The organism is Ruegeria sp. B11 (assembly GCF_056539785.1).
In genome coordinates this window covers 1,409,270-1,432,809 of record NZ_JBQFVO010000001.1, presented here as the reverse complement: position 1 = coordinate 1,432,809, position 23,540 = coordinate 1,409,270, and the positions used below count along the sequence as shown (strand labels likewise).

Sequence of the window (23,540 nt, the reverse complement as noted above, 5' to 3'; positions counted from 1 at the left end):
GGCATCATGGCACCATTAGACACCAAGCCATCAGGCGCGCCAAAGGGCGTCTGGAAGTCAGGTAAAGGCAAGGGGCGGCACACGCCCAAAGGCCGTCAATTCTCGGACGAGGCACAAGCGGAAATTGCACGACTGTTGGGTGACCGCCCGCGACGTCGCGACCTGCTGATTGAATTTCTGCATTTGATTCAGGACGCACACGGCCATATCAGCGCCGACCACATCGCCGCTCTGGCGGTTGAGATGCGGATCGGGCAGGCTGAGATTTACGAAACCGCAACCTTCTATGCCCATTTCGATGTAGTGAAAGAGGGTGAAACGCCTCCTCCGGCGTTGACGATCCGTGTGTGCGATTCGCTGTCCTGCGAAATGGCCGGTGCCCAGCAGCTGCAAAAAGCGCTGGAAGAGGGTTTGGATGCCTCGCAGGTCCGCGTTGTCCGTGCGCCCTGCATGGGACGCTGCGACACCGCTCCAGTGCTGGAGATCGGTCACAACCACATCGACCACGCGACCCCCGAAAAGGTGCAGGCCGCGATTGCGTCGAATGACACCCACGCCCATCTGCCCGATTACGAAGCCTTTGCGGTTTATGAAGCCAATGGCGGCTACGCCAAACTGAAAGAGCTGCGCGAGGGCGGCGATTGGGAGAAGGTGCAGGAAGACGTCCTGTCCTCGGGCCTGCGTGGTCTGGGCGGCGCTGGCTTCCCGTCGGGCAAGAAATGGGGCTTTGTTCGCATGAATGAAGGCCCGCGTTATCTGGCTGTCAACGGCGATGAGGGCGAGCCCGGCACATTCAAGGACCGCTACTATCTTGAGCGCACGCCGCATGTCTTCCTCGAAGGGATGCTGATCGCCGCTTGGGCCGTCGAGGCAGAGACCTGCTTTATCTATATGCGCGACGAATACCCGGCAGTTCTGGAAATCCTGCGTCGTGAGATTACCGCGCTCGAACAAGCCGGGATCGTCGAAGAAGGCTATATCGACCTGCGCCGTGGTGCTGGCGCTTACATCTGCGGCGAAGAATCCGCGATGATCGAGTCGATCGAAGGTAAGAAAGGCCTGCCGCGTCACCGCCCTCCGTTCGTGGCGCAGGTTGGGGTCTTTAACCGCCCGACCTTGGTGCACAATGTCGAGACGCTCTATTGGGTGACCAAAGTTTGCCGTGAAGGGCCTGAATGCCTTAACAGCACCGAAATGAACGGTCGCAAGGGTTTGCGTAGCTATTCGGTCTCGGGTCGTGTCGCAAAGCCGGGCGTTTACCTTCTGCCCGCTGGCTCGACCATTCTGGACGTGATCGAGGCTGCCGGAGGCATGGCCGGGGGCCAGACCTTCAAGGCTTATCAGCCGGGTGGTCCATCCTCGGGTCTGTTGCCTGCATCGATGGATGACATCCCGCTGGATTTCGACACGTTGCAACCGCACGGCACCTTCATCGGGTCCGCTGCGGTTGTGGTTCTGTCCGATCAGGACACCGCCCGCGATGCGGCACTGAACATGCTGCGCTTCTTCGAAGACGAAAGCTGCGGCCAGTGCACGCCCTGCCGTGCAGGCTGCGAAAAGGCGGTCAAGCTGATGCAAGCCGACAAATGGGATCAGGACCTGCTGAAAGACCTGTGTCAGGTCATGGGCGATGCCTCGATCTGCGGTCTGGGGCAGGCGGCCCCGAACCCGATCCGCCTGGTCATGAAACATTTCGCTGACGAAATCTGAGGGAGACAGCCATGCTTGATGCAAGCCCAAACAAGACCGTCACCTTCAACCTGAATGGCGAAGATGTCACCGTGCCCGAGGGCTGGACCATCTGGGAAGCGGCCAAGGGGCAGGGGTTCACCATCCCTCACCTGTGTCACAAGCCGCAACCCGGTTACAAACCCGACGGCAATTGCCGTGCCTGCATGGTCGAGGTAGAAGGCGAGCGCACGCTGGTCGCCTCATGCATCCGTCCGGCAGCCGACGGCATGGTGGTTAAGACCGACAGCGACCGGGCCGAGAAATCGCGCGCGATGGTCATGGAGCTGTTGGTCGCGGATCAGCCTGAGGAAGCGCACGACGCCTCCAGCCACTTCTGGGATATGGCCAAGCTGAACCATGTCAGCGACAGCCGTTTCCCGGCGAAAGAGGCCGAGAAAATCCCGCTGTTGGATGACAGCCACGTTGCGATGCGCGTCAATCTGGACGCCTGCATCAACTGCAACCTCTGCGTCCGGGCCTGCCGCGACGTGCAGGTCAACGACGTGATTGGTATGGCCGGTCGTGGCCACACAGCGCAGGTGGTGTTCGACCAGAACGACCCGATGGGTGCTTCGACCTGTGTGGCTTGTGGTGAATGCGTGCAGGCCTGCCCGACCGGTGCTTTGATGCCAGCAACCGTACTGGATGACCAGCAGCGAGGCGACAGCAAGGACTACGACTCGGAAACGGAAAGCGTCTGCCCGTTCTGCGGCGTGGGCTGTAAGGTTTCGCTCAAGGTCAAAGACGGTAAGGTGAAGTATGTCGAGGGCATCAACGGCCCCGCAAACGAAGGTCGTCTGTGCGTCAAAGGCCGCTTTGGCTTTGACTACATTCACCATCCGCATCGCCTGACCAAGCCGCTGATCCGTCGCGAGGATGCTCCAGCCAAGGGATTGAACGTCGATCCCGGCAACCTGGATACCCATTTCCGTGAAGCAACGTGGGAAGAGGCGATGGATTTGGCCGCGACCAAGCTGATGGACTTGCGCGACAAAGACCCGCGCAGCGTTGCAGGCTTCGGCTCGGCCAAGTGCACCAACGAAGAAGCCTATCTGTTCCAGAAGTTCATCCGTCAGGGCTTCCGCCACAACAACGTCGACCACTGCACCCGTCTGTGCCACGCGTCATCTGTTGCGGCCCTGATTGAGAATGTGGGCTCGGGCGCTGTGACCGCGACCTTCAACGAGATCGAAAACGCGGATGTGGCGATCATCATCGGGGCCAACCCGATTGAAAACCACCCTGTCGCCGCCACCTATTTCAAGCAGTTCACCAAACGCGGCGGCAAGCTGATTGTGATGGACCCGCGCGGCGTTGGGATGCGCAAGTTCGCTGATGAGATGCTGCAATTCCGTCCCGGCGCGGATGTCTCAATGCTCAACGCGATCATGAATGTGATCGTCGAAGAGGAATTGTATGACAGCCAGTACATCCACCGCTGGACCGAGAACTGGGAAGCCGAGAAAGAACACCTGCGCCAGTTCACGCCTGAGGCTATGTCGCCGATCTGTGGCATCGAACCGGATCAACTGCGCCGAGTGGCGCGCACCTTTGCGCAAGCCAAGGCCGGTCTGATTTTCTGGGGTATGGGTGTCAGCCAGCACATCCATGGCACCGACAACTCGCGCTGCTTGATCTCGTTGGCTCTGATGACCGGCAATGTTGGTAAACCCGGTGCAGGTCTTCACCCTCTGCGCGGGCAGAACAACGTGCAAGGTGCCTCAGACGCAGGCCTGATCCCGATGTTCCTGCCGGACTATCAGTCCGTTACCGACGACGGCATTCGGGCCAAGTTCACCAACGTCTGGAATGACGACCGCGACTTCTCGAACGAGAAGGGGCTGACCGTCACCGAGATCATCGATCAGGCTTATGTGGGCAACATCAAGGGTATGTACATCCAGGGGGAAAACCCCGCCATGTCCGACCCCGATGTGAATCACGCGCGCGACGCGCTGGCCAAGCTGGAACTGATGATCGTGCAGGATATCTTCCTGACCGAAACGGCGAACTATGCCGACATCATTCTGCCCGCCTCAGCGCTCTATGAGAAGAACGGCACCGTGTCGAACACCAACCGTCAGGTACAGCGGGTGCGGCCCGCCGTGACCCCTCCGGGTGAGGCGCGCGAGGATTGGAAGATCACCGTTGAGCTGGCGCAGCGGATCGGTTTGAACTGGGATTATTCCGATGTTTCTCAGGTCTTTGCTGAGATGAAGCTGACGATGAATTCGCTCGACAACATCACGTGGGAACGGCTTGAGACGGAGACGATCACTTACCCGTCACTGTCCGAGACAGACCCAGGTCAGGCGATTGTGTTCGGCGATGGTTTCCCACGTGCGGATGGTCGCGCCCGGTTCACGCCAGCCAGTGTCATCCCACCGGATGAGGCCCCGGATGATGAATACCCGATGATCGCCACTACAGGCCGCCAGCTGGAGCATTGGCATACCGGGTCGATGACGCGCCGGTCCAACGTTCTGGATGCCGTGGAACCTGAAGCGAACTGCTCGATGAACCCGCGTACATTGAAACTGATGGGGATTGAGCCGGGCGATATGATTCGTCTGACTACTCGCCGCGGTTCGATTGAAATCATGGTGCGGGCCGACCGGGCGATTGCCGAAGATATGGTGTTCATCCCGTTCGCTTATGTCGAGGCGGCGGCGAATATCCTGACCAACTCGGCCATCGATCCTTATGGCAAGATCCCCGAGTTCAAGTTCTCGGCAATTCGCGTCGAAAAGATCGCAGACGCCGTCGCGGCGGAATAGTCTTCAATCAACTGAAAAAAAAGGCGGCTCTTTGGGGTCGCCTTTTTTTCAGTAGTCGCGTTCGAAAAAGATACCCAAGCCCGTCTCACCCCGGCCATCCACCGTGCCGCGCACCGTGAAGCTGTCGGTGACGTCGAGGTTCAAGTTCACCTCGGTGTCACCTTCGGTATTGACGGTGAAATCGGTGTAGAGATTGTCGCTTAGATATGCGCCCGCACCAAGGCTGCCCCCACCGCCCTCAGTCGCGCCAAGGTCGATAGTGTCCAGGCCCGTGGCCTCGCGCACCCCTTTGGTAGTATCCCCGCCGGCGCCGCTGAGTTGGGCCAATGAGGCCGCCATCTGCGCAATGACAAACGGTGACAGTTCTGAGAACCGGTTGCCGAACAAGAGCATTGCTAGCGCTTCCTCGGTCGGGCGTTCAGGATCTGAGAATACGTCGACCTCGGGTGAGTCCAGCGGCCCGGCGATCTCGATCGTTGCGGTGCCGTCCGAGGTGCTGGAGGACGATTCAAACTCGATATATGGCGTCAGGTCACCCTGCAGAGTGACCACACCCTTGGTCAGCGCAAGGCGGCGACCAAGGATATCGATATTACCGCGGATAAGCTCAATCTGGCCTGACGGCACAACAGAAGTTGTAGTTCCACCAATCTGTATGCGACCGCCCAGTTCCGCGTTCACGCCGCGTCCTCGGACAAAAACTGCCTTGGGTGCAAGCAATCCGATGTCGAGCGACATGCGCGAGTTGCTTTTAGTCTCATCCTCGGTTTCCACCAGATTGGCGCGTTCCCGCGTTACGAAACCGGCACGGCTTTCGTTCAGGTGTTGGATCGTCGGAATTGGTGCTGCGCCGACTGCTCCTGCGGCGGCTGCAAGATTGATGTTGGTTTCGCCAAAGTTGATCTGCCCGGCCAGCGAACTGTTACCGGCCAATGCCCCGGTCAGGGCGATCTGACCGTTCAATGTGGTCTCATAGAGCAGCTTGTCTGTCAGCACGAGATTGTTGAGCGCTGTGGTTATCTGGGCGTTGAAGGGTGGCGTCAGATCAATCGGGCCGTTGACGGTAAACCCTCCGCCCGCGCGTAACCCACCCTGCAGTGCAATCGTGGCGCGGCTTTGCGCGATGTTTACGGAACCCCCGATGCCAGTGATTGTCTGTCCCACATCGGGCAAGGCCATCGACGCGCCGGATGTTGAAATCGTTCCGCTAAGCGCATCCAGCGCAGGTGCCCCTTTCAGGGCCAGATCGAACCGGGCAGTACCGGCCAGATTGTTGGGAGAGATAAATGCATTGGCGATACCGATGTTGACACCGCCCTGCATCTTCAGATCCGTTTCGCCGCTGGTTTCGTTAAAGGTCCCGGCAACCGTTGTATTGATATCGGCGGGGCCATTAGCCTTTGCGTCGATGGTCCACATCCCGGCGTCGCGGAGGGCGGTACCACTGGCGGCGACGGTTCCGGGGAAATCGGGCACAAAACGTTCGACCCGATTCAGGCGGGCGTCAAAATTTAGATCCGCGGTGCCACCGGTTTCTACGGTTCCGGTTAAATTGGCGTACGAGCTATCAGGTCCCTGCAGGCGCGCATTGCCTTCCAAACCGGACCCTGTAGGGGCGACGTTGCCATCCAGCGTGAGCGGCCCGGACAATGTCGAGGATAGACGGCCGATGTCGTCCAGCATGGCCGAGAAATCGAGGCCACCGGCCTCCCGATCCAATCGGCCCGATGCATCTGCGGTCAGCGCGGTTCCGTTCAGACTGAAAGTGCGGATGTTCAGCCCCTGATCATCGTTGGCGGCATCCACGTTCAGCGTGGTTCGTCCCTGTACCAACGCATCTACGGCTTGGATACCCGTGGCAAGGTCGTCTGCTCTCAGGTTGCCTTTGATATCAAAGGCCTTGCTGCTTTGCGCGGCCCGACCGGTGACGTCGGCATCAATCGACCCGGCCAGATCAAGCCCGGCGAGGCCGGAGAACAAAGACAGGTCGGGGGCGTTCAGCTTGGCGCTTCCATCCACCGCGATGTTTCCGGTGGGGTCATCGATGGTTGCGCCCACCTCGGCAGTAAGAGCAGCACTTTTGATCGTGGCGTTTCGAATAACGATTTGGTTGCCCGAATGCGCACCGTCCAGATTGATTGATGTCCGGCCTTTCAACAGCGGGTCGAACTCGCTCATCCCGGTTTCGATATTTGTTCCGATCACGCTGGCTTGGCCGTCGAATTCCAACGTCTGTACGGTGCCTTTGCCATCCAGCCGGGCCTGTAATGCGCCCGCCAGATCACGCTGTGCGATGCCTGAGAACACCGCCAGATCGGGGGCGTTCACGCTGGCCTGACCGTCAATTGTCAGATTGCCATTTGGCGTCGTGACCGTGCCGCTGGCCTGCGCTGTCAGAGCGTCGCCATTCACGGTGAAATCGCGAATTGTTACCCCATCGGTGTCGCGTTTGGCATCCAGAACGATTTCGGTTTCACCCGTGATCATTGGATCAATATCGTCACGCCCGGTCACCAGATCACGCCCATTCACCGTGACCTTGCCGTCAAAGCTGCGTTCCAGTGGTGAGCCCTTGCCAACCACCTGGATCGAAGCCTCGCCACCAAGCTGAAGCTGTGCCAGGTCCGAGAAACGCGACAGGTCGGTCGCCTGCAGCAGTGCCGTGCCATCAACCTGCAACCCGGTCGCAAGCCCGCTGATCAACGCATCAGCGTCTAGGGTATAGTCGCTGCCGACCAGTTCGACCCCGGACAATTGCAATGTCTGGTCGCTGCCGTACTCGAACTGTCCATCCAGTGTGATCTGATTTCCGACGGCGGCATTCAGTGCGGCATCTGTCAGATCAATGCCATCCAACACAGCCTGCAGATCGCCATCGACCGACAGCCCGCTGGATTGATCTAGCGTGCCTTGCCCGCTGATCCGTGCATGATCGAGGTTCAGGTTGGGGGTTTCAATCTTGTTGGTCGTCAGGCTCAGGTCCCAGAGATTGCCATTCTCGGTATTGTACAAGGCCGAAATCTGAGCCGCGCCGATTGACGTATCGCCGCCGCTGACGGGCAGAACGACCTTGTCACCTTCCGGCGGCGTGATACGACCTTGCAGGGCGACCAGTTTCAGAACACCACCCGAAGCAAGGCTGAGTTCGCTTTTGAGGTCCAGCGCTTCCGAGGTAATCTCGATATCCGATATATCCAGCGCCCCGTCAGAATGGGTGCGCCCATCTACAAACAGCCGTGTGTCGGTACCGAAGAACGTGTCCATCTCTTCGGCCAGAAACGGCGTCAGGTCGCCTCCGACATCGGCAGTAAACGCGATTCCATCGGAGGCGTTGCCACTCTCTTCGGCCGTGCGCAGTCGTACCTGACCGGACACGCGAAGCTGCTGATCGCTGCTTAGACCGATATCAGCATTAAAATCCGTTATCGGCCCCGAGCCTTTTGCAGTCAGCTCAAGCGGCGGGGCATCGGGGATGGACAGGGCCGTTGCGATCAGACCGCCTGATGCTTCGGCTACGGTCAAGTCCAGATCGATCTGGCGGCTGTCGTTCTGAAAGCCTGCTTTCAGATCAATCGTGTCCCCGGCGCGGTCCAGTCGGTCGATATCCAGCGTAGTATCCAGTGTTCCATCAGCCAGCGATAGGTTGCCGTTCACGGCAAGCTCGGCAGCGACGCCGATCAGCGGCTCACCCAGAGACAGGTCATCGACACGCAGCTCTCCGATTTCGATCGAGACCGGAAGTTCAGGCAGTTGGAAGGGTTGGGTTTCGGCTGAAGGGGGCGGCGTGTCCTTTGTTGTTGTACCAGGTGCGCGGGCGATATCGATTTCCTGCGCCGATAGTGTGTTGACCGAGAACCGACCGCGCAGCAGTGCCAATCGGTTCCAGTCCAATTCAGCGTTTTTAATGGTGAGCCAGACGCCGTCGTCATCGGCGACTGTGATTTCCTGAATCGTCGCACGCGAACTCAGAGCTCCTTCAAGGCCGATCACCCGCACATTCTGATCATCACCGGACAGGGTATCTTGCAGTAACTGCTCGATCATGCTGCCGCCCTCGTCCTGAGCGGTCGCCGCGATGGGAACGGTGATCGCTGCTGAACTTAGCAACAGGGGATATACAACGCGACGCATCAAAAGGCTTGCCCGATCCCGAGGTAGAATTGCAGCCCGTCACCCGTATCGCCCTGAACCGGCACCGCAAGGTCAAAGCGCAAGGGCCCGAAGCCGCCCAGATCATAACGGATCCCAAGGCCCGCGCCAGAATGCTCTTCCGCGCCGCTGCCGATGAATGAGGACGTGTCGACCACACCGTAGTCATAAAACCCAACCAACGAGATTGCGTCAGTGACTTTGCCTCGGACCTCGGCTGAGAGCCCCAGAAAAGATTTGCCACCGGCGACACCATCCCCGATGGGGATACCTAGGCTTTCAAATGGCTGACCCCGTACTGTACCGGCACCACCCGAGAAGAACAGGAAATCTGGAGTCACACCATCTGCCGGAGGTCCGAGGACCGATCCCAACTGCACCCGGCCTGCCAACACCAGCCGACCGGCGGTGCCCAGATCGTTATAGGCGCGACCGTCAAAGAACATTCTCAGGCCGGTATCCGATCCGGAGAACCCGACAAAGGGCATGACTTGCGAGTCTAGATAATAGCCGCGCGTCGCGCTGACCTTGCTGTCGCGTTCATCCCATTCTGACCGGAACGGAAGAATGAAGTATCGAAACTTGCGCCCATCGCCATAGGCGTCATCTGCGTCCGACCATTGGAAACCTGCCGAGGCTTCGGCGTAGAGGCGGTCAGAGAATGTGCGGCGTGCACCATATGCAAGCGAGGCGACGGTGACGTTGTAGTTTTCGGTATTGCGCCGCTCCAACAGTGCGCTCCAGAATGTATTGTCGTCAGGGCCCAGACGATCAGGTTGATCCAGCCGCAGACCAATGCGTCCATCGATATCCTCGGCACCGCCGATATTGCGGATTGCCGCCTCGAACCGCAGCCTTTCGGCTCGCCGGAAAACGTTTCGATGGGTCCACGTAGCGGTAAGATCAACCCCGTCGCGCGAGGCAATCTCGGCCCCAAAGGTCAGGCGGCGCGGTGGCAGGTCTTCGAAAGTTGCGTCGAAATCAAGCGTGCCATCCGGGTTGGGTTCTTCATGTTCCTTGAGCGAAACCGTAGCGAATGTGCCGGTGCGCCGCAGGCGGGTGCCAACCTTTTGGACCTGTTCAGGCGAATAAACCTCACCCGACGGGAAGCCTGCGACTTTCTCGATCGATCGATGGCGGACATTTGTATCGCCCTGAATGATCATTTTGCCGAACCGCAACCTTGGCCCCGGAGCCAGATCAATTGTCGCGTCCAGCCGTGCCTGCGCATGGCGCGCTATCACTTTCTGATCTTCCACTTCCGCCTTGGCATGGCCTGTATCGCGCCAGCCCTGCACCCCGGCCGAAGCCGCCTGTTGGATCGCTCCGGTGGTCGCGGTCTTACCCGTGGCGAACTCTTCGGGCAGTTCCGTGCCCGGTGCCAGCGGTTGCACGACAGCCGTTCCGAACTTGAACTTCCGCCCTGGTGTGACAAGGATAGTCGCCCGTTTGAATTGGGCTGGAACGTTCAGCGAATTGATTTTGGCGGCTTCCTGCCCGTCAAGCTTGATGCTGACGACGGGGCTGAAATAGCCTTCATCGTACATGATCTGAACGATGGTGCGGTAGTCGGACAAAGCTGCCGACAGTATTTCCAGTGACGTATCAAGACCACGCGATTCCGAGGTGAAGATGGATGAAGTCTCTTCCAAGCGATCGACCAGATCTTCAGATGCACCAGGGGCGGATAGGGTCGTTTCTAGCGCGGTAGCAAGATTGGGGGACAAGGCCACAAACGCACCAAAAAGCCAGCCTCTCAGATCGCTGCGCGGTCTGCTCCCTGTCATTGTCTGGCTCCAACTGCCCCAAGTCGAAATCGCTATGGCCGCGAAACAAAACGAATGCGGCGTGTTGAATTCATTTAGAGCATCTGACGGCGCTTAGGGGAAGAACTAAACAAAGTTCAGGTGTTTTTATTGGCAAACTCGTGTGCCAATCCGCTACAGACCAGCATTTCGGAACCAGCGAACAATCGCATCCCGGTCTTCAGGTTCCATATAGGTCACGTTCGCGGGAGGCATGGCATGTGTGACGCCGGATTGCAGATAAATCTGCTGCGCGTTCTGAGCAATGTCAGCTTTTGTTTCCAGCAGGACACCTTTGGGTGCCCACATGATGCCTTCCCAGACAGGTTCGCGCGCGTGGCACATAGAACAGCGACCCAGAACTATGTCCTGTGCTTCTTCAAAGCCATCCGCTGATGCGAATTTCTGTTCGTAGGGAGTTAGTTGCCGCGCTTCGGCCTCTTCCAACGGGTCGTTCATCGAAGCGGTCGACAACCACATGATGGTCATGAACAGCAAAGCCGTTACCAGCCAGGTCCAGGTTGGGTTTCCAGCGCGCGCGTGGCGGGTGTTGAAATAGTGCCGGATCGTGACACCCATCAGGAAGACCAGCGCGGCGATGATCCAATTATACTCGGTCGCAAAAGCCAGCGGATAGTGGTTCGACAACATCAGAAACACGACCGGCAATGTCAGATAGTTGTTGTGGGTCGAACGCAGCTTGGCGATTTTGCCGTATTTCGGATCAGGTGTGCGCCCGTTCTTTAGGTCGTCCACCACAATGCGCTGGTTTGGCATGATGATGAAGAACACATTTGCGGTCATGATTGTGGCCGTGAAGGCCCCAAGATGCAGCATCATCGCGCGACCGGTGAATATCTGGTTATAACCCCAGCCCATAATCACCAGCAGCACGAACAGAAGAACCATCAGCAATGTCGGACGCTCGCCCAATCCCGACTTGCAGAGAAAATCGTAGACCAGCCAACCGACAGTCAGCGAGGCAGCCGAGATCAATATGCCTTGCCATAGCGCCAGATCCGCCTTTTGGGCATCGATCAGATAGAGCTCTCCGCCTACCCAGTAGACGATCATCAGTAGCGCGGCACCGCTGAGCCATGTGGCATAGCTTTCCCATTTAAACCAGGTCAGGTGGTCGGGCATACGCTCCGGAGCGACGAGATATTTCTGGATGTGATAGAATCCTCCGCCATGGACTTGCCATTCCTCGCCGTCCGCCGGTCCGGGGATATCGCGGTTCAAACCAAGATCCAGCGCGATGAAGTAGAAGGATGATCCGATCCAGGCAATCGCGGTGATAACGTGCAACCAGCGCACGCCAAAACCAATCCAATCCCAGAACACGGCGAAGTCGTACATGCTTATGTCTCCGATTGCGTTGCGCCACACTAGGCAAACGGGCTTTTCTTCGGTATTCCCGTATATTGTCAAACTGTATCAAAAAAAACGATAAGATGTCCTATCTCGACAACATTCGAACCTTTGTCCGGGTCTATGACTTGGGCAGCATGTCAGCCGCCGGGCGGGATATGAGAATTTCACCTGCGGTGACGTCGGCGCGAATTTCGCAGTTGGAGGATCATCTGGGAGTGCGCCTGTTTCAGCGCACAACCCGGAACCTGACACCAACGGAACAGGGACGGGCGTTCTACCCCGGCGCGGTTGCGGTTCTGGATGCAGTTGATGAGGCAGAGGCCCAAGTCACGCATCTGACCGAAGCCCCCCGCGGGTCTCTGTTTGTTGCTGCGCCCTTGGGCGTCGGGCGCCGGTTATTGGCGCCTCATGTGCCTGATTTTCTGTCAGAATACCCTGAGATTGATGTGCGTTTAAGACTGACAGACCGCTCGGTTGATCTGACCACTGAAGGCTTGGATCTGGCTTTTTTCATCGGTCAGCCCGAAGACAGTACATTGCGCATTCGCAAGATTGCGGATTGCCAGCGTGTGCTATGTGCAGCCCCTGATTACGTGAGCCGATGTGGGATGCCAGAAGCTGGATCCGATCTGATTTCAGGCAAGCATGAATGCTTGAACCTGCGCTTCCCCGGCGCGGCAGAGTTTCAGTGGATGCTGGAAACACCCGATGGCCCGAAACGATTTGCTGTCTCGGGCAGGTATGAATGTGACGATGGTGATGTTTTGACCGATTGGGCGCTGTCCGGGCAAGGTATTGCCATGAAACCCGTTTTTGAGGTGTCAGAGCACTTGAAGGCGGGGAGGCTGATCCCGGTGGCGATGAAGACGCCTCCGGTTCCCGTGCAAATGGCCTGCCTGTATACGCATCGCCGCCATCAGGACCCGAAGGCGCGGCTGTTTATGGATTTCATGATTGACCGGATCGGCAAAGTGGTTCGAAGCGCCGAAGTCTAGGGCTAGCTGCCCCGGTAGGTCGAGTAGCCGTAGGGGGACAACAGCAGCGGAACGTGGTAGTGCGAGTCCGCATCGGACATGCCAAAGCGGATCGGCACCTGATCCAGAAACAGAGGATCATCGCCATCCTGACCCGTCGCGCGCAGGTAATCTCCGGCGAAGAATATCAGCTCATAAGTGCCGGTTTTAAAGTCGTCCTGCGGTAAGATCGGGCTATTGGTTCGGCCATCCGCGTTGGTTTCCATCTCGACCAGTTTACGGTGCGAGTTCCCTGACACTTTGTAGAGCGCGATTTTCAACCCCTCAGCGGGGCAGCCGCGCGCCGTGTCGAGAACGTGGGTTGTCAGATAGCCAGCCAAGGGTCTCTCCTATGTGTTTCTTTTGGTGTGCCACAGTCTGGGCCAAACCGCAAAATGGTTGAAATGCCGAAAGAAGTGGAAACAGTGTTCGGATTGATTTGATAATCAATAGACCGTTTCTGCGGTAAAGCTGTCAAAACACCTAATCGGACTGGAAGACCCTATGCAGCCGCCTCGTTACCCCCGCGATATGATCGGATACGGAGCCAACCCACCTGACGCCGCATGGCCTGGCGGGGCGAAACTGGCTGTGCAGATTGTGTTGAACTACGAAGAAGGCGGCGAGAACTGTGTACTGCACGGGGACGCTGCGTCCGAGGCGTTCTTGTCCGAGATCGTTGGGGCGGCGCAGTGGCCGGACCAGCGTCATTGGAACATGGAATCGATCTATGAATACGGTTCGCGGTCGGGGTTCTGGCGCCTGCATCGCTTGATGAAAGACCTACCGATTACCGTTTATGGTGTGGCTACCGCGTTAGCGCGTTCGCCTGATCAGGTTGCGGCGATGAAGTCGGCCGGGTGGGAGATTGCCAGCCATGGCCTGAAATGGGTCGAGCACAAGGATATGCCCGAGGCGGAAGAACGGGCCCAGATCGCCGAAGCGATCCGTCTGCATGCCGAAGTCGTAGGGGATCGCCCGCGCGGCTGGTACACTGGGCGCTGTTCGGACAACACCGTGCGTCTGGTCGCCGAGGAAGGTGGCTTTGCTTATGTTGCCGATACCTATGCAGACGATCTACCCTACTGGATGCAAACCGGTGGTCGGGATCAGTTGATTGTTCCCTACACGCTGGATTGCAACGACATGCGCTTTGCGACGCCACAGGGGTTCAACGCCGGGGATCAGTTCTATTCATATCTGAAAGACAGTTTCGATGCGCTTTATGCGGAAGGCGAGGCTGGTGCACCCAAGATGCTGTCGATCGGTTTGCACTGTCGCCTGATCGGGCGACCGGGACGCGTCATGGCGCTGAAACGGTTTCTGGATTACGCGCGCGGGTTCTCGGACGTGTGGTTCGCGACGCGATTGCAGATTGCCGAGCATTGGGCCGAAAAGCACCCGGCGGCTGAGCGTCCACAACCCTCGCAAATGGGCCGCGAAGAATTCGTCTCTGAGTATGGAGGTATCTTCGAGCATTCCGCTTGGATCGCCGAGCGCGCCTATGATCTGGAATTGGGCGCGGCGCATGACACGGCAGGCGGATTACACAATGCTTTGACCCGCATGTTTCGGTCCGCCTCAACCGAGGAACGGTTGGGCGTTTTGACGGCCCACCCTGATCTGGCAGGCAAACTGGCGCAGGCTAAGCGGCTGACACAGGAAAGTACGTCCGAGCAAGCCTCGGCAGGGCTTGATGCGCTGACGGATGAGGAACGCGCCACCTTCACCGAACTGAACCAGCGCTATACGGAAAAATTCGGCTTTCCGTTCATCGTTGCCGTGCGGGACCACAACAAGGCTTCGATCCTAAACGCATTCGAACGGCGCATCGAACAGGATCGCGAAACCGAGTTCGCCGAGGCCTGCCGACAGGTCGAGCGGATTGCCGAGTTCCGTCTTCGCGATGTGCTGCCCTCATGACACGGATTGTCGCTGAACCGATCTCGGCCGAAGCTTTCGCACCGTTTGGTGATCTGATTGATGTGTCAGGTGAGGCCGACAAGATCATCAACCAGGGCCAGTGCGGGCGGTATCATGATCGGGCAAGGCTGGATTTCGGTGATGCCCAAGCGGGCATCAGCCTGTTCAATGCAAACCCACGCGAACTGCCTTATCAGCTAGCGATGGTTGAGCGTCATCCCGACGGCAGCCAGGCGTTCATTCCGATGACTCACCAGCCCTTTCTCGTGATCGTCGCCCCGGATGAGGAGGGGCAACCGGGTCGTCCTCGCGCGTTCATTACACAGCCAGGACAGGCGGTGAACTATCACCGGGGAACATGGCACGGAGTCCTGACACCCTTGCATGGACCCGGTCTGTTCGCAGTCGTTGATCGGATCGGGGAAGGCCCGAACTTGGAGGAATACTGGTTCAGCACACCGTACGAGGTGGTCAACCGCTGAAACCAGAACCGAAGCCGCCAGAGAAGCGGTAAGAACCCCATTGGATCTTAGGGAGGACAATGAGATCATGGCTGAAACTTCGATAGGGACGCCCGAACAGCTTCGGGACCCGAACTTCACACCCGCCTTGCACAAGGCGATACCGCTGGGCATTCAGCATGTTTTGGCGATGTTCGTCTCGAACGTGACACCGGCCATCATCGTGGCGGGTGCTGCCGGTTTTGGATTTGGGTCGAACTCCCCGGATTTTCCCGAATTGCTGTACCTGATCCAGATGTCGATGCTGTTCGCTGGGCTGGCGACCCTGCTGCAGACTATCACGATTGGCCCGGTCGGAGCGGCTCTGCCGATTGTACAAGGAACGAGCTTTGCGTTTTTGCCCATCATGATCCCTCTGGTCGCCGGAAAAGGCGTGGATGCCTTAGGGGCGCTGTTTTGCGGTGTCCTGGTTGGCGGCTTGTTTCATGCCTTTCTTGGCCTCTTCATAGGCAAGATACGGTTTGCGCTTCCGCCGCTGGTCACCGGACTTGTCGTAACAATGATCGGTTTGGCGCTGGTCAAGGTCGGTATTCAATACGCCGCTGGTGGTGTGCCTGCGATTGGCACCCCGGAATACGGATCGCTGCTTAACTGGTCGGCAGCTTTGGTTGTGGTTGTTGTGACGCTTGGCCTCAAGTTCTTTGCACGCGGTATGCTGTCGGTGTCTGCCGTACTGGTTGGTTTGGCCATCGGCTACGTCTATGCCCTGATGGTCGGGATGGTGACGTTCGAGGCCATTGGCACAAGTTGGTCACGCGCCTCAGCTTTTGCTCTGCCCGTACCGTTCAAATATGGGTTTGAGTTCTCTCTGGCCGCCGTGATCGGCTTTTGTCTGATGTCTTTTGTCTCGGCCATCGAGACCGTCGGTGACGTATCGGGTATCACCAAGGGGGGTGCGGGTCGTGAAGCGACTGACAAGGAAATCGCCGGTGCCACCTATGCAGATGGTTTCGGTACCGCCGTTGCCGGCATGTTCGGCGGTTTTCCCAACACGTCGTTCAGTCAGAATGTCGGCTTGATTGCGATGACGGGCGTGATGAGCCGCCATGTCGTGACCTGTGGTGCCATCTTCCTGATCCTGTGTGGCCTCGTGCCAAAGGTCGGGGCGATTATCCGCACCGTGCCTATCGAAGTGCTGGGCGGTGGTGTGATCGTCATGTTCGGCATGGTGGTCGCGGCAGGTATCTCGATGCTGTCAGACGTGGATTGGAACCGTCGCAACATGGTGATCTTTGCGATTTCGCTGTCGATCGGTCTTGGGTTGCAGCTGGAACCCGGCGCGGTTCAGCACCTTCCTGATACACTTCGTATTCTGATGACCAGCGGCCTGCTGCCCGCAGCGCTGATCGCCATTGTATTGAATTTGGTCCTGCCAGAAGAACTGGCCGAAGAGTCGACTGAAGAGGTTTCAGGGGGTATGGCCGGTCACGGGGCGGGTAGCCTACCTCACGATTGAAGTCTTGAAGTAATCCGCAGCGTGCTTCAGCGCTGCGGATTACCCGGTGTTTGCCATTAGGCGCGCGACATCCAGCATGCGGGCTGAAAACCCCCATTCATTGTCGTACCAGCCAAAAACCCTGATCTGCCTCTCTCCAATCATGCGCGTCTCGGGCCCCGCCACCACCAGTGACTCAGGGCGGGACCGCAAATCAGATGACACCAAGGGCAGATCGGTCCATCCCAGCACGGCAGAAGCTGCGACCGCGTCGCGAAAGGCTTGGTCGAACTGCTCAGCGCTCATGCCACGTTCAAGCGTGGCGACAAGATCAACGGCAGATACGCTGGCCGTCGGAACACGCACCGCGGCCCCCGACACACGACCGGCCAGGTTTGGCAAGACGATATCAATCAAATGCGTCGCGCTCGAAGTCGTGGGCACCATCGACAATGCCCCGGCGCGCGATCGGGCTAGATCCCCGCGTGGCGCATCGACCATCGGCTGGCTGTTTGTATAGCAGTGGATGGTGGTCATGTGCCCGGACACAAGCCCGCCGATTTCATCAATCAGCTTGACGAGCGGTGCCAGACCATTGGTGGTGCAGGATGCATTTGAAACGATCCGTGCGCTGCCCAATTGATCTTCGTTTGCCCCCAGCACCAGTGTGACTTCGGCAGCGGGTGAAGGGCCGGAAATCAACACTTTATCCGCCCCAGCAGTCAAGCCCCGGCTGGCCACGTCGGATGTTCGCGCGATGCCGGTGCAATCGAGCATGACATCGACGCCGGACAGATCGACCTGTGCCAAATCGGCGCTGTGAGACATCAGAATAACGCGGCCATCGATATTCAGTGCTTCACCTTCGGTCGTGACCGAACCCTGATAGGGGCCAAACGTGCTGTCATATTTGAACAGGTATGCGCATGTTTCCAGCGGTGCGATATCGTTGATCAGCACCAGTTCTACATCCGAATGCTGCGGCAGGCTTAAGACCTGACGCAGAATGGTGCGGCCGATACGGCCGAATCCGTTGATCGCGAGTTTCATGCGCAAGCTATGGCAGGCAGATCAGGCGATCTCAATCAAAGTATTGTACCAATTTCAGTTGCAGCTGACCTGCGAAAAGAACTGGCCCGAAATGTTCTGGTACATGCTGGAATAGATTGCCTTGCAGCCGGTCGCCTTCTGTATCGCGGCCATTGCCTGGATGGTGCGAAGACGCGGCGGCGGGCCAAAGGGGTTCAGATTGTTATTATCCCGCGTCGCCCGATAAACCACAGGCGCGTCCGAGACCTGCGTCACCGCCCATGTGCGGCTCATGACGAAAACGGATTTGGTTTCTTCCTTGGCTGCGACCGGGGCGGCGTTAAACGCCGAAAGGCCAAGGGTGGCAACCAGTGCAATCATCGTACCGCGCAGTAACATCGAACAATCTCCAGTGCTGAAAACTCATTTGATTTCATCAGATTCCAGCGATTCTGTGAACCCCTTTACCAGAACTTGACCCGGTAAAGCCCCGATCGTCAGCTACCTAGACGGTACAGACAACGGCATGTGCCTATTCACATCCTTGTACAACAGATAGCGAAACCGTCCCGGTCCGCCTGCGTAACAGGCCTGCGGGCAGAAAGCGCGCAGCCACATGTAGTCACCGGCCTCGACCTCAACCCAATCCTGATTGAGCCGGTAAACAGCCTTGCCTTCAAGCACATAAAGGCCGTGTTCCATCACATGGGTTTCGGCAAAGGGAATCACACCACCGGGTTCGAAATTGACGATATTGACATGCATGTCGTGACGCAGGTCCTGCGGATCGGTGAAGCGGGTGGTAGACCAGCGGCCTTCGGTGCCGGGCATTTCGTTGGGTACCACGTCGCGTTCATTGGTGATGATCGGGTCAGGGGCGGGCAGGCCGGGCACTGCATCATAAGCCTTGCGCACCCAATGGAACCGGGCAACTGAATCGCCATGGTTGTGCAGCGTCCAGTCGCTGCCCGGGGGGATATAGGCATATCCACCGATCTCAAGAACATGATCCGCTTCGTTCAGGGTCAGCGTGACGCTGCCCTCGACCACGAAGATCACCCCTTGCGCATTTCGGTCGGTTTCTGGCGTATCGCTGCCACCGCCGGGCTGCACCTCCATTATGTATTGCGAGAATGTCTCGGCAAAACCACTCAGAGGCCGGGATAAGACCCAAAGACGTGTATTCTCCCAGAAAGGCAGAAAGCTGGTCACGATGTCGCGCATCGTGCCCTTGGGGATTACCGCATAGGCATCGGTGAACATGGCACGGTCGGTCAACAGTTGCTCTTGCCCCGGATGTCCGCCTGTCGGCGCATAATATTTAGGATGTGTCATCAAATGCCTCTGCTTCGTCTGGGCACAATATGAGGCGATCTCACGGGCGGACCTAGCGCCCGCCTTGCGAAAGGTTTGTTCGGGATAATTTGAAGGTGGCCAAGTGGGGCTTGGCCGCACACGCATAGAGGTATATCTATGGACGTGAAAGTCATTCAAATCGGCGAGGCCCTTTGATGAAAGCCTTTGTTTACACAGCGCTGGTTGCTGCACTTTTTCTGGGGGTGGGTGGAATAGCACAGGCTAAACCACTTTCCCGAATCATCGCGGAAATGGGGTTGAGCCCCGCTGACTTTGAGGTGTTGAACGACACCTCAAACGCGTTGCTGTCGACGGGCACTCCATCCGTGGGGCAGGAGAGGGCTTGGCTCAATCAGGACACCGGCTCGAAGGGGACAATCCGCGTGCAAAGCGTTCAGGGCAATTGTGTGATACTTCAGCACTTTGTGCAGCCTGAAGGCGCTGCACAGGCCCGCGATATCAGAACGCGCCGCTGCAAGACCGCTGATGGGAACTGGATCCTGACACCCTAAAGGCCGTTGCCTTGGCTAGCACCCGAACTAGCACAGCTGCACCCTTGTGATTTGCTCCAGCTAATCTGACTGCAGGCCCCCTGCTGGGCATCGCATTGATGCTGGACCGGGCTCAATTTGCGTGAATGACGTTCCGTCACTTAGCTGGACACGCTCATGGCCACTAAGCCATCCTCGGACCAAAGCCAAAGACCCGCATTGCGCCACAGGGAAGGAATAGACATGACCATGACTTTCGGATTGCGTGAGGAAAACCGCGCCCTGTTACAGCGGGTGAGAGATATGATTCACGCCGAGGTCATGCCGCTTGAAGATGAGTATCAGGCAGAAATCAATAAAGGCGATCGTTGGAAATATACCGAGCGACAGGCCGAGATTCTCGAGGGGCTGAAAGCCAAGGCCAAGGCGGCGGGGCTTTGGAACTTCTGGCTGACAGACAGCGACAAAGGTTTTGGCCTCAGTACAGTTGAATACGCCTATTTCGCCGAGGAGATGGGCAAGACGCCCTTGGGGGCCGAAGTTTTCAACTGCTCCGCGCCCGATACAGGGAATATGGAGGTGTTTGAACGCTACGGGTCAGGCGCGATGAAAGAGCAGTGGCTGAAGCCTTTGCTCGACGGGCAGATTCGCTCGGCTTATCTGATGACCGAACCCGATGTGGCCTCATCAGATGCCACCAACATTTCGATGTCCTGCGTGAGGGACGGGGCCGAATATGTTCTGAACGGCGAGAAATGGTGGTCGTCTGGGGCGGGCGATCCGCGTTGCAAGGTCTATATCGTGATGGTCAAAACCGGCGGGGACGATCTGCCAAAGCACCAGCGCCAGTCGATGATCGTGGTCCCAGCAGACGCGCCGGGTATTGAGGTATTGCGCCCGATGGAGGTCTATGGCCACGACGATGCGCCTCATGGTCACATGCACATCCGTTTCACAGAAGTTCGGGTCCCGGCCGAAAACATTCTACTGGGCGAAGGGCGCGGGTTCGAGATCGCGCAGGGGCGCTTGGGGCCGGGCCGTATTCACCATTGCATGCGCGCGATTGGTCAGGCCGAGTCTGCGCTGGAGCAGATGTGCAAGCGTTCATTACAGCGCCAGGCGTTTGGGAAGAAACTGGCGCAGCTGGGGGCAAACTACGACATCATCGCCGAATGTCGGATGGAGATCGAAATGGCCCGTTTGCTGTGCCTCAAGGCCGCCTGGTACATGGATCAGGGCGATGCAAGGGCGGCGGCCCCATGGATCAGCCAGATCAAGGTCGTTGCCCCCAAGGTCGCGCTGAAGGTGATCGATGAGGCCGTGCAAATGTTCGGCGCACAGGGGATCAGTCAGGATACGCCCTTGGCAAATGCCTGGACCCATGTGCGCACCCTGCGTCTGGCGGATGGGCCGGACGCAGTGCATCGCCGTCAGGTCGCGCGTGCCGAGTTGAAGAAATACACGCAGGAAAAAGTCTGAGGCGACAGAACCACAATGACATCGGATGTGTTGGGGAAGGCGTATTTCCACCAAAATGCGCAGGGTGTGTTTGTCGGAAATGACCCCGCGCGCGGGCCTTGGTCAGCCGATCATTGCCATGCTGGGCCAGTCAGCGGATTGATCGTGCGGGCGGCAGAAACCGAAGTTGGCCCTGAGAAGATGTTGACCCGGTTGACCGTCGATCTGCTGCGTCCATTGCCTCTGGCTGGTTTGCGAGTCGCGGCAGAGACGACACGCCATACCAAGACGCTGGCGACCACACGGGTCACCGTACATGATCTGGACGACACGCTTTGCGCCACCGCCACAACCATGCATATAGTGCGCAAAGACCTTGGGGCCGTGCCCAATGTCGAACTGCCCGGGCCCAGGGTCGAAGATATGGTCGATGGCCCGTTTCCGATAGGTGAGATGCGCCATCAGTTGCCCGGTTTTGCCCATCACTCCCAGATCGGCTATCCCGCTGATGGCAAGCAAGGGGCAGGTCCGAAAACCGTCTGGATGCGTACACCTGCCTTGCTGGAAGGAGAGGACCCATCGCCGATCCAAGCGCTCTGCCCGCTTGCAGATTGCGGCAATGGCATATCGTGGAACGCGCCCACATCTGAGATGGGTTTCATGAATACCGACCTGACTGTGCAAGTCCACCGCGAGCCTGTCTCGGACTGGCTGGCCTCTGACTCGATCTCGCACTGGCAACCCTCGGGGATCGGTATGTCGCAGTCAGTTCTTTTTGATACACAGGGGCCAGTTGGGACGGCTTTGCAGACATTGGTCTTGTTCCCGCCGGAGTAAATGGCGGGATTCTGCAGCCTAGTGTTTAGTCGGATTGCCGATACCCGCTGCGCATTCTATCTTTGCAACATGCGCTGGCTTGCCTTCTCCTTGACCTGCCTTCTGCCGACACCGGCACTGGCTCATCCCCATGTTTTTATCGACACGGGGTTAGAGTTCATGGTCGATGACGCAGGCAACCTGACCCATGTGCGTGTGACCTGGGCCTATGATGAGTTCTATTCATTGCTGGTTCTCGAAGACATGCGACTGGATCAGGATGCTGATGGCGTGCTGACCGAGGCCGAAGAGCAGTTTTTAAGCGGCTTCGACGCGCAGTGGGTCGAAGGTTACAATGGCGATCTGGTCATTCGCCTGGGCGAAACCGTGATCTCGCTATCCGGCCCGCTTGAACCGCAGGCCACGACCGAGGATGCCCGCATCGTGACCACACATCTGCGCGCGATCGAAGGAGACCCCGTTCCCGCGGATGCGCTGTCGATCAAAGCGTTTGATGAGAGCTTTTATACCGCATACGAAGTGACCCGCCCGGTTCTGGTTTCAGGCCCCACGACTTGTAATATCGAACGCAACGATCCGGATATCGACAACGAACTGGCCCAGATGCAGGCTTTTTTGCTGACGCTGGATGCCGAGTATGACCTTGAAGAAAATGATATCCCTCTGGTCGGTGAGAAATTCGCAACCGAGATTCGGCTTTCATGTCCAAATACCTGATCGTTCCCGTTGCCATCGCCTGCGGGGTGCTGCTGTGGTTCTGGGGCAGCGGTGGTTTTGACCATCTGGCCGCTTGGGCTGCCGGAGAGCAGCGCGAATTCCAGAACCAGATCGCCCGCGCCCTGCGCGCAGCACGCGCCGAGCAGCCCGAAGCTGTGGCAACGCTACTGACGGTCTGTTTTGCATATGGGTTTTTTCATGCCATCGGACCGGGCCATGGCAAGGTTCTGATCGGAGGATACGGGCTTGGCCGTCGTGTCGCGTTTTGGCGGTTGTCTGCAATCAGTGTCCTGTCGAGCCTAGGGCAAGCAGTGACGGCGGTTGTGCTGGTTTATGCCGGGGTATTGGTATTCCAGATGTCACGCGAGTCGCTTGTAGGCACGACCGAACAGGTCATGGCACCGATCAGCTACGGCGCAATTGCCGCTATAGGCCTGTGGCTGGTTTTTCGCGCCATCCGCAGTTTTGCGCGGCGTCACAAAAACCAGGCCTCTCAAACGCACGACCACCATCACCATGCGCATGATCACGACCACCATCATCACGACCACGAGGTTTGCGCTGACTGCGGCCACCGCCACGGCCCGACGGCCGAAGAAGTCGCTCAGGTCGGCAGCTTGCGCGAGGCGTTGATCCTGATCGCTGGTATAGCCGCACGCCCCTGTACCGGCGCGTTATTCGTGCTGATCCTGACATGGCAGATGGGTATCGCAATGGTCGGCATCGCGGGCGCATTCGCCATGGCTTTAGGCACCGCAACCGTCACCACTTTGGTCGGTTGGACATCCTTTGGGTTGCGCGGCGGGTTGCTGGCCTCAGCCTCGGCTACGCGCTTTGCATCGGTACTGGCCCCGACCATCGAACTGGTTGCGGGTCTTATCATCGCCGTGATTGCAAGCGGGCTGCTACTGCGGGCCTTGTAGA

The 23,540-nt window shown here is 58.1% G+C and carries 18 protein-coding genes; 11 read left to right on the top strand and 7 right to left on the bottom strand.

Annotated elements, in window-relative coordinates; translation table 11 throughout:
- Positions 1–6: 6 nt before the first annotated feature.
- Complete coding sequence (locus ACR0I1_RS07210; protein WP_480705629.1) at positions 7–1,710, top strand: NAD(P)H-dependent oxidoreductase subunit E; 1,704 nt, start codon at positions 7–9, stop codon at positions 1,708–1,710.
- Between the two features lie 11 nt (positions 1,711–1,721).
- Positions 1,722–4,508: a formate dehydrogenase subunit alpha gene (fdhF, locus tag ACR0I1_RS07205; protein ID WP_480705627.1), complete on the top strand. Its 2,787-nt coding sequence runs from the start codon at positions 1,722–1,724 to the stop codon at positions 4,506–4,508.
- A 48-nt stretch (positions 4,509–4,556) separates the two neighbouring features.
- Here fdhF and ACR0I1_RS07200 read toward each other — a convergent pair whose 3' ends face one another.
- From ACR0I1_RS07200 to ACR0I1_RS07190, 3 genes are all read right to left on the bottom strand, one after another.
- Positions 4,557–8,639 (bottom strand): translocation/assembly module TamB domain-containing protein, encoded by a 4,083-nt coding sequence (locus tag ACR0I1_RS07200; RefSeq protein ID WP_480705625.1) that lies wholly within the window; start codon positions 8,637–8,639, stop codon positions 4,557–4,559.
- The gene (locus tag ACR0I1_RS07195; RefSeq protein ID WP_480705623.1) at positions 8,639–10,444 is read right to left on the bottom strand and encodes an autotransporter assembly complex protein TamA; all 1,806 of its coding nucleotides are present in this window, start codon (positions 10,442–10,444) and stop codon (positions 8,639–8,641) included. Before ACR0I1_RS07195 ends, ACR0I1_RS07200 begins: the two co-directional genes overlap by 1 nt.
- Positions 10,445–10,597: 153 nt before the next feature.
- On the bottom strand, positions 10,598–11,821 hold the full coding sequence (locus tag ACR0I1_RS07190; RefSeq protein ID WP_170799770.1) for a urate hydroxylase PuuD: 1,224 nt from the start codon (positions 11,819–11,821) through the stop codon (positions 10,598–10,600).
- A gap of 95 nt (positions 11,822–11,916) precedes the next feature.
- On the opposite strand from ACR0I1_RS07190, the gene ACR0I1_RS07185 reads away from it, so the two are divergent.
- Positions 11,917–12,831, top strand: coding sequence for a LysR family transcriptional regulator (locus tag ACR0I1_RS07185; protein ID WP_170511345.1), 915 nt, complete (start codon positions 11,917–11,919; stop codon positions 12,829–12,831).
- Between the two features lie 2 nt (positions 12,832–12,833).
- Here ACR0I1_RS07185 and uraH read toward each other — a convergent pair whose 3' ends face one another.
- Positions 12,834–13,190: a hydroxyisourate hydrolase gene (gene uraH / locus ACR0I1_RS07180; protein WP_480705621.1), complete on the bottom strand. Its 357-nt coding sequence runs from the start codon at positions 13,188–13,190 to the stop codon at positions 12,834–12,836.
- 163 nt (positions 13,191–13,353) lie between these two features.
- Between uraH and puuE the strand changes: the two genes are divergently transcribed.
- The 3 genes from puuE to ACR0I1_RS07165 all read left to right on the top strand — a co-directional run bounded on the left by puuE (position 13,354) and on the right by ACR0I1_RS07165 (position 16,749).
- The gene (gene puuE, locus ACR0I1_RS07175; protein WP_480705619.1) at positions 13,354–14,772 is read left to right on the top strand and encodes an allantoinase PuuE; all 1,419 of its coding nucleotides are present in this window, start codon (positions 13,354–13,356) and stop codon (positions 14,770–14,772) included.
- Complete coding sequence (locus ACR0I1_RS07170) at positions 14,769–15,254, top strand: ureidoglycolate lyase (protein ID WP_170564627.1); 486 nt, start codon at positions 14,769–14,771, stop codon at positions 15,252–15,254. Before puuE ends, ACR0I1_RS07170 begins: the two co-directional genes overlap by 4 nt.
- A gap of 67 nt (positions 15,255–15,321) precedes the next feature.
- Complete coding sequence (locus ACR0I1_RS07165; RefSeq protein ID WP_170397461.1) at positions 15,322–16,749, top strand: nucleobase:cation symporter-2 family protein; 1,428 nt, start codon at positions 15,322–15,324, stop codon at positions 16,747–16,749.
- Positions 16,750–16,788: 39 nt separating this feature from the next.
- Here the strand turns inward: ACR0I1_RS07165 and ACR0I1_RS07160 are convergent, their stop codons facing one another.
- The 3 genes from ACR0I1_RS07160 to ACR0I1_RS07150 all read right to left on the bottom strand — a co-directional run bounded on the left by ACR0I1_RS07160 (position 16,789) and on the right by ACR0I1_RS07150 (position 19,092).
- Positions 16,789–17,778, bottom strand: a complete 990-nt coding sequence (locus ACR0I1_RS07160; RefSeq protein ID WP_480592099.1) for a type I glyceraldehyde-3-phosphate dehydrogenase — start codon at positions 17,776–17,778, stop codon at positions 16,789–16,791.
- A 54-nt stretch (positions 17,779–17,832) separates the two neighbouring features.
- Positions 17,833–18,156 carry a hypothetical protein gene (locus ACR0I1_RS07155; protein ID WP_170397457.1) on the bottom strand — a complete coding sequence of 108 codons (324 nt, stop codon included), beginning with the start codon at positions 18,154–18,156 and terminating at the stop codon, positions 17,833–17,835.
- A 102-nt stretch (positions 18,157–18,258) separates the two neighbouring features.
- Positions 18,259–19,092 carry a bifunctional allantoicase/(S)-ureidoglycine aminohydrolase gene (locus tag ACR0I1_RS07150; protein WP_480705617.1) on the bottom strand — a complete coding sequence of 278 codons (834 nt, stop codon included), beginning with the start codon at positions 19,090–19,092 and terminating at the stop codon, positions 18,259–18,261.
- Positions 19,093–19,268: 176 nt separating this feature from the next.
- On the opposite strand from ACR0I1_RS07150, the gene ACR0I1_RS07145 reads away from it, so the two are divergent.
- The 5 genes from ACR0I1_RS07145 (at position 19,269) to ACR0I1_RS07125 (ending at position 23,539) form a co-directional block, all read left to right on the top strand.
- Positions 19,269–19,625 (top strand): hypothetical protein, encoded by a 357-nt coding sequence (locus tag ACR0I1_RS07145; RefSeq protein WP_170404458.1) that lies wholly within the window; start codon positions 19,269–19,271, stop codon positions 19,623–19,625.
- Positions 19,626–19,847: 222 nt separating this feature from the next.
- The gene (locus tag ACR0I1_RS07140; RefSeq protein WP_480705615.1) at positions 19,848–21,083 is read left to right on the top strand and encodes an acyl-CoA dehydrogenase family protein; all 1,236 of its coding nucleotides are present in this window, start codon (positions 19,848–19,850) and stop codon (positions 21,081–21,083) included.
- Between the two features lie 15 nt (positions 21,084–21,098).
- Positions 21,099–21,899 (top strand): thioesterase family protein, encoded by an 801-nt coding sequence (locus tag ACR0I1_RS07135; protein WP_480705613.1) that lies wholly within the window; start codon positions 21,099–21,101, stop codon positions 21,897–21,899.
- 69 nt (positions 21,900–21,968) lie between these two features.
- Positions 21,969–22,616: a DUF1007 family protein gene (locus ACR0I1_RS07130; protein WP_480705611.1), complete on the top strand. Its 648-nt coding sequence runs from the start codon at positions 21,969–21,971 to the stop codon at positions 22,614–22,616.
- Complete coding sequence (locus ACR0I1_RS07125) at positions 22,601–23,539, top strand: nickel/cobalt transporter (RefSeq protein ID WP_480612719.1); 939 nt, start codon at positions 22,601–22,603, stop codon at positions 23,537–23,539. Before ACR0I1_RS07130 ends, ACR0I1_RS07125 begins: the two co-directional genes overlap by 16 nt.
- Position 23,540 lies beyond the last annotated feature (1 nt).